8 protein-coding genes are annotated in these 5,840 nt (G+C 70.2%); 4 read left to right on the forward strand and 4 right to left on the reverse strand.

Annotated features, from left to right (window positions below; all coding sequences use genetic code 11):
- The 4 genes from R6V09_RS43960 to R6V09_RS43975 form a co-directional block, all read left to right on the forward strand.
- Positions 1-374, forward strand: a 374-nt coding sequence (locus R6V09_RS43960; RefSeq protein ID WP_317887090.1) for a zinc-binding dehydrogenase, incomplete at its 5' end; no start/stop codon positions are given.
- The gene (locus R6V09_RS43965) at positions 364-1,215 is read left to right on the forward strand and encodes an acyl-CoA dehydrogenase (protein ID WP_317887091.1); all 852 of its coding nucleotides are present in this window, start codon (positions 364-366) and stop codon (positions 1,213-1,215) included. The genes R6V09_RS43960 and R6V09_RS43965, both read left to right, overlap by 11 nt.
- On the forward strand, positions 1,212-2,360 hold the full coding sequence (locus R6V09_RS43970) for an acyl-CoA dehydrogenase family protein (RefSeq protein WP_317887092.1): 1,149 nt from the start codon (positions 1,212-1,214) through the stop codon (positions 2,358-2,360). The genes R6V09_RS43965 and R6V09_RS43970 overlap by 4 nt, the downstream gene beginning before the upstream one ends.
- A gap of 51 nt (positions 2,361-2,411) precedes the next feature.
- Positions 2,412-3,203, forward strand: coding sequence for an enoyl-CoA hydratase (locus R6V09_RS43975; RefSeq protein WP_317887093.1), 792 nt, complete (start codon positions 2,412-2,414; stop codon positions 3,201-3,203).
- 19 nt (positions 3,204-3,222) lie between these two features.
- On the opposite strand, the gene R6V09_RS43980 is transcribed toward R6V09_RS43975, so the two are convergent.
- The 4 genes from R6V09_RS43980 to R6V09_RS43995 form a co-directional block, all read right to left on the reverse strand.
- Positions 3,223-4,023, reverse strand: coding sequence for an SDR family NAD(P)-dependent oxidoreductase (locus R6V09_RS43980; protein ID WP_317887094.1), 801 nt, complete (start codon positions 4,021-4,023; stop codon positions 3,223-3,225).
- A gap of 23 nt (positions 4,024-4,046) precedes the next feature.
- Complete coding sequence (locus R6V09_RS43985) at positions 4,047-4,868, reverse strand: NAD(P)-dependent oxidoreductase (protein WP_317887095.1); 822 nt, start codon at positions 4,866-4,868, stop codon at positions 4,047-4,049.
- Entirely contained in the window at positions 4,865-5,392 is a 528-nt protein-coding gene (locus R6V09_RS43990) for a nuclear transport factor 2 family protein (RefSeq protein WP_317887096.1), read from the reverse strand. The genes R6V09_RS43985 and R6V09_RS43990 overlap by 4 nt, the downstream gene beginning before the upstream one ends.
- Before the next feature lie 8 nt (positions 5,393-5,400).
- Positions 5,401-5,840 (reverse strand): zinc-binding dehydrogenase (locus R6V09_RS43995; protein ID WP_317887097.1); only part of this gene is annotated, 440 nt, incomplete at its 5' end.

Here is a 5,840-nt window from a genome sequence, read left to right on the forward strand (position 1 = left end):
TGCGGGACGCGGGCGGCGCCGATGTCGTGATCGACCCGGTCGGCGGGCCGTACGCGGAGGAGGCGTTGCGGGCCATGCGCTGGGGCGGGCGGTTCGTGAGCGTGGGGTTCGCGAGCGGGGAGATCCCGCGTATCCCGCTCAACCTTCCGATGCTCAAGGGTGTCAGCGTCCACGGCTTCGACCTCGGCGGCTGGGCACGGCATCAGCGGGACGACCTGGTCGCCGCCCGCACCGAACTCCACGGACTGTTCGCCGCCGGGAAGATCCGGCCCCGCGTCCACGCCGTGTATCCGCTCGCCGAAGTCGCCGCGGCCCTCGGCCTGGGGCGCCGCGCCATCGGCAAGGTCCTTCTGGAGGTCGCGCATGGAGTTTGAGTTCGACGACGAGCAGCGGCTGCTCCAGCGAGTGGTCCGCGAAACGGTCACCAGGTCACGATCGCTGCCCGAGGACCAACTCTGGCAGACGTACCTGGAGTTGGGGTGGCTGGAGGCTCCTCCGGTGGAACTGGCCATCGTCCTGGAGGAGTTGGGGTACGCCGCCGACCCGACGCCCTTCCTCGCCACGGCAACCTGGTTCGCGCCGCTGGCCGGACGGCTGCCGCGCGGCTCGGGCACCGGTGTCTTCGACGGAGAGGGCCGGTTCGTCCTCGACGCCGACCGCGCCGACGAGATCGCCCTTCTCACCTCCGAGGGCGTGGTCGTACGGGACGGAAAGGAGTTGGCGGCCGAGCGGTTGTCCGTGTTCGACCCGACCCTGCACGTCGCCCGGGTGGACGTGCCGGACCTCGTCGCCGGTGTACCGGACCTGGCCCTGATGGGCCTGGCGGTCAGCACCGTCGGCAGTTGCCGGCGCATCCTCGACCTGGTCGTCGCCCATGTGAAGGAACGACACCAATTCGGCGTGCCCATCGGCTCGTTCCAGGCCGTCAAGCACAAGGCCGCCGACATGTACGTCGCCATCGAACGCGCCAAGGTGCTCGCCTACTTCTCCGCGCTGACCATCGCCGAGGACGATCCGCGCCGCGGCCGGGCCGCCGCGATGGCCAAGGCCGCCGCCGGAGACTGTCAACGGGTGTGTTTCCGCAACGGGTTCCAGCTCTTCGGGGCCATGGGCTACACGTGGGAGAACGAACTGCAGATCCATCTCAAGCGGGCCAAGGCCGGGGACCTGCTCCTCGGCACGGCGTCCGAGCACAGGAAGGCGCTGCTGGTATGAGACTGGCTCCCGACCCCGAGGTCGAGAAGTTCCGCGCCGATTTCAGCGCCTTCCTCGACACCCACCTGCCCACCCCCGAAGAGGCCACAGTCCGGTCCAAGTCCAGCGCGGACATACCGGATTGGGCCCGGCGCTGGCAGCGCACACTCTTCGACGAGGGCTGGCTGCTGCCCGCCCAGCCGCCGGAGTACGGCGGGCGCAACGCCACGCTGCCCCAAGTCGTCGCCCACCTGGAGGAGTTGTCCCGGCGCCGGATCTACCACAGCTTCAACCCGCAGGGTCTCAACATCATCGCGGCCTCCCTGCTCACCTTCGGCACCGAGGAACAGAAACGCGACTGGGCCATACCGCTGCTACGGGCCGAGATCACCGCGTCGCTCGGCATGAGCGAGCCCGGAGCCGGGTCGGACCTGGCCGGGCTGCGCACCCGCGCGACCCTCGACGGCGACCACTTCGTCGTCAACGGGCAGAAGGTGTGGACCTCGGGCGCGCACGACGCCGACGTCCTGCTCACCTTCGTCCGCACCGACCCCGACGCCCCCAAGCACAAGGGGATCAGTGTCCTGCTCGTCCCCACAGACTCCGAGGGCCTGGTCCGGCGGCCCTTCGGATCGATCGCCGCGCCCGACGACCTCGACTTCAACGAGGTGTTCTTCACCGACGTCCGCGTCCCCGAGGAGAACCTCGTCGGCCCCCTCAACGAGGGCTGGCGCGTGGCCAACGGCTCGCTCGGGCACGAACGGACCCTCCTGTGGGTGCACTACGCCGAGCGGATGGACGCCCTCATCCAGGACGCGGCCTGCGACGAGGAGTGGTACGCCACCCTCCAAATGGACGTCCAGGCACTGCGGTTGCTCGGCTACCGGCTGCTCGGACCCGACCGCAACCCGGTGGAGATCTCGGTCCTCAAACTGCTCGGCTCCGAGGCCGCGCAGAACGCCGAACTGCACGCCCTCGAACAGCACGGGACCGAGTCGCTGCTGCATCCGGTGCAGACGGGGCCGTACACCCATATGAACCTGGAGACGTTCAACGCCAGTTGGTTCGAGCGGTACGCGCGCAGCTTCGGCGGGACCATCGCCGGCGGCACCTCCGAGATCCAGCGGAACATCATCGCCGAGCGCATCCTCGGCCTGCCCCGATAGAGCCGTCAGCCCAGAGAGCCGACATCCCAGAGCCGACAGAGGACGAAACGCATGGACGAGATCCTGTACGAGGTCGACGGCCGGGTGGGGATCATCACCCTCAACCGGCCCGAGGTCGCCAACGCGCAGAACAGCGTGCTTCTCGACGCCCTCGACGCGGCCTGGAGCCGGGCCGCGGCCGACGAGGACGTGAAGGTCATTCTCCTGAAGGCCAACGGCAAGCACTTCTCGGCGGGACACGACCTGAAGGACCGCTGGCCGGCGCCGAAGGAGATCACCCTGGAGTGGATCTACAGTGCCGAGACCCGCCGGTACCTGGAGTACACGCTGCGCTGGCGCAACGTGCCCAAGCCGACGATCGCCGCCGTGCAGGGCAAGTGCATCGCCGGCGGACTGATGCTGTGCTGGCCCTGCGACCTGATCGTGGCCGCCGAGAACGCCGAATTCTCCGACCCCGTCGTGCACATGGGCATCGGGGGAGTCGAATACCACGGCCACACCTGGGAGTTGGGCCCGCGCAAGGCGAAGGAGATCCTCTTCACCGGCCGGGCCGTCACCGCGGAGGAGGCGGAGAAGGTCGGCATGGTGAACAAGGTCGTCCCCCTCGGCCAACTGGGCACCGAGGCCCTGGAGTTGGCCCAGCAGATCGCCCGTATGCCGTCCTTCGGGCTCCGCCAGGCCAAGCGTGCCGTCAACCAGAGCCTCGACGTCCAGGGCTTCTACGCGGCCATCCAGTCCGTGTTCGACATCCACGAGACGGGGCACGGGAACGCGCTGAGCGTCACCGGATACCCCATTCTCACGAAGCTCGACGCGATGAAGGAACACCTCAAGGAGCAGTAGACCGGGATCGCGTGCCCTGTCACTCGCGGTGCGCGGTCGCGCCCCGGCTCATCGCGAGGACCGCGTCGCGGCGGCTCAGCGCGCCGAACGGTGAACCGCCGGTCGGGGTGGGGCTGCCGCAGATCCAGGTCGGCCCGTCGGAGAGATGGGCGAGCGCCTCGGCTGCCACGTCGTCCGGGTCGGCCAAGTCGCCGCCGTAGGAGCCTCCTTGGACACCCTCGGTCCGGCGCAGGGACGGGGTGTCGGTCCTGCCGAGCACCAGCCCCAGGACGTCCACCCCGCTGCCCTGCCACTCCGCCCACAGGCTTTCCGCGAGGATCAGGTCGAACGCCTTCGAGGCACCGTAGGCGGCGAGCGTGGCACCGCCTGCCCAGGCCGCGCCCGAGGTCACGAGGACCACCGCCCCCCGCTTGCGCGCCACCATCGGGGCGCCGAAACGGTACGCCGCTTCGAGTACGGCCGTGCAGTTGCGCCGCACCAGCCCCAGGTGGACGTCGAGGTCCTTGTCGAGGAACGGGACGCTGCGATCGTCGCCGCCCGCGTTGTAAACGAACAGACCGACTTCCAGACCGGCGGTCGCCCGCTCCAACTCCGAGAGGGCAGTGGGGGAGCTGAGGTCGAGCGCGACGGTGCGGACCTCGACGCCGTACCGGGCCCGGATCTCGTCGGCGGACTCCTCCAGCACGGGCAGCCGCCGGGCCACCAGCACGACGTTCATCCCCTGGGCGGCCATCCGGTGGGCGAACGCCGCACCCACCCCGTCCGACCCTCCGGCGACGACACCCCACGGCCCGTACTTGGTGGTGAGGGATTCAGTCACTTCGTACTCCTCTATAAGTTCAGCTAGGACGATCGGAGAACCTTCTTCTCGACCGCGTCCGACGACAGCACCGTCCCGATGATCCCGAGGTCGGCACCGGCGCTTCGCGCCACCTCGCGCACCACGCGGACGTCCTTGCTCATCAGGTCGGCCAGCCGCTCCGCGACCGAGTCGACCGAGCCCCCGCGGGCGACGACACCGAGCGCGCGACTGGCACCGCTGCCGTGCTGCAGGGCCGCGAGAATCGCCTTCTCGTCGATACCCAGCGAGCCCGCCACCCGCACCGCGTCGACCGCGAGCCCGACCTGGGCCACGAACAGGGCGTTGTTGACGAGCTTGACCCGCTGACCGTTGCCGACCGGTCCCACGAACATGACCGGCGAGGCGTACGTCTCCAACAGCGGGCGCACCTCGTCCAGTTGAGCCTCGTCCCCGCCGACCCACAGGGTGAGACGGCCCGCGGCGATGTCGTGCGGGCCGCCCGAGAGCGCGGCGTCCAGGACCCCGACACCGCGCTCCGCGCCGGCCTCGGCGAGCAGCTGGGCGGTGGCGGGACCGGAGGTGGTGTGCTGGACGAGCGTCGCTCCCGGCTGCATGGCCGAGAGGGCGCCGTCCGCGCCGAGGCAGACCGCTCGTACCTGCTCGTCCTTCAGCACGGCGACGAACACCGCGTCGGCGTCGCGGACCGTCGCCCTGACCGCTTCTGCCGGCGCGAGCCCGCTCGCGTGGGCAGCCGCACGGGCCTCCGGGCGGCGTACAAGGACCGTGACGTCATGCCCGGCGGCCGTCAGCCGCTCGACGATCGGCCGCCCCATCCGGCCCCACCCGATGAACCCGATCCTCAACTCTGCTCCAAGGGCTCGGAGTTGGCAGTTGGCGCCAACATCGCGCGGGGCCCGTCGCTGCCGTCGAGGTTGGCATTGACCCGCTCGGCGATCCGCCACCCCTCCGAAGTGCGCACCCAGCGCCAGGTGTTGGCGGAGACCTGGAACACCCAGAACCGGCCCGCGTCGGCGTCCCACCGCAGATGCAGCGCATGGCTCCGGCCGGTCGCGCGGTCGCCGTCCACGACGACGTGCGGCGCGGTCAGCACATGGCCGCAGCCGTTGTGGATCACGCTCTGGTGGCCCGGGCCGTGCACCATGCCGACGATGCCGTCCCGGCCCTCCATCCGCAGATGGGGGATCGCGTCGAAGACGCCGTCCTCGGTCCAGAGCGCCGCGGCGGCCTCGCCCGAACCGCTGTCGACCGCCGGCCCGTACTGGGCGACGAGTTGAGTGATCTCGACCTGGTCCTCCAAGGCGCGCACTTTCGCTGCCAACGACTCGACGGTGGCGCGTAGTTGGGCAAGCTCGTCGCTCTCGCTCATGAGTGAGTTCAACTCCCTGGTACGACGATGATGCGGGCCGGCCCGTTGGCGTCCCGTGCGGCGTCGAGCGCGGCCGGCACCCCGTCGAGCCCGACGGTGTGGCCGAGCATCGGCCCGACGTCGAGGCCGCCGGAGCAGACGGCCCGGAACGCCTCGTCCCAGTGGTCCATCGACGGACCGCCCCCGAACTGGATGTTGAGCCCCTTCCGCTTCGCGGTCAGGGTGTGCAGATGGTCGCCCTCCGGCGGACCGCCGACGGAGAAGATCCGGGTCCCGCGCTCACACCCCTTGATGATCGAGTCGAGAACGCCCGGGACGCCGACGCACTCGAACACGACACAACTCGCCCGGCCACCAGCCGCGTTGCGCCACGCCTCGTACGGCGAGACCTCGGCCGGGTCGACGACCACGTCGGCGCCCATGGCCAGCGCGGTCGCGCGACGCGACG

Source organism: Streptomyces sp. W16, assembly GCF_033194735.1.
Classification (GTDB): Bacteria; Actinomycetota; Actinomycetes; order Streptomycetales; family Streptomycetaceae; genus Streptomyces.

Excerpts from the sequence above, each read along its gene's own strand:
- R6V09_RS43965 (WP_317887091.1), top strand. The coding sequence starts at position 364 with ATGGAGTTTGAGTTCGACGACGAGCAGCGGCTGCTCCAGCGAGTGGTC.
- R6V09_RS43975 (WP_317887093.1), top strand. The coding sequence starts at position 2,412 with ATGGACGAGATCCTGTACGAGGTCGACGGCCGGGTGGGGATCATCACC.
- R6V09_RS43970 (WP_317887092.1), top strand. The coding sequence starts at position 1,212 with ATGAGACTGGCTCCCGACCCCGAGGTCGAGAAGTTCCGCGCCGATTTC.
- R6V09_RS43990 (WP_317887096.1), bottom strand. The coding sequence starts at position 5,392 with ATGAGCGAGAGCGACGAGCTTGCCCAACTACGCGCCACCGTCGAGTCG.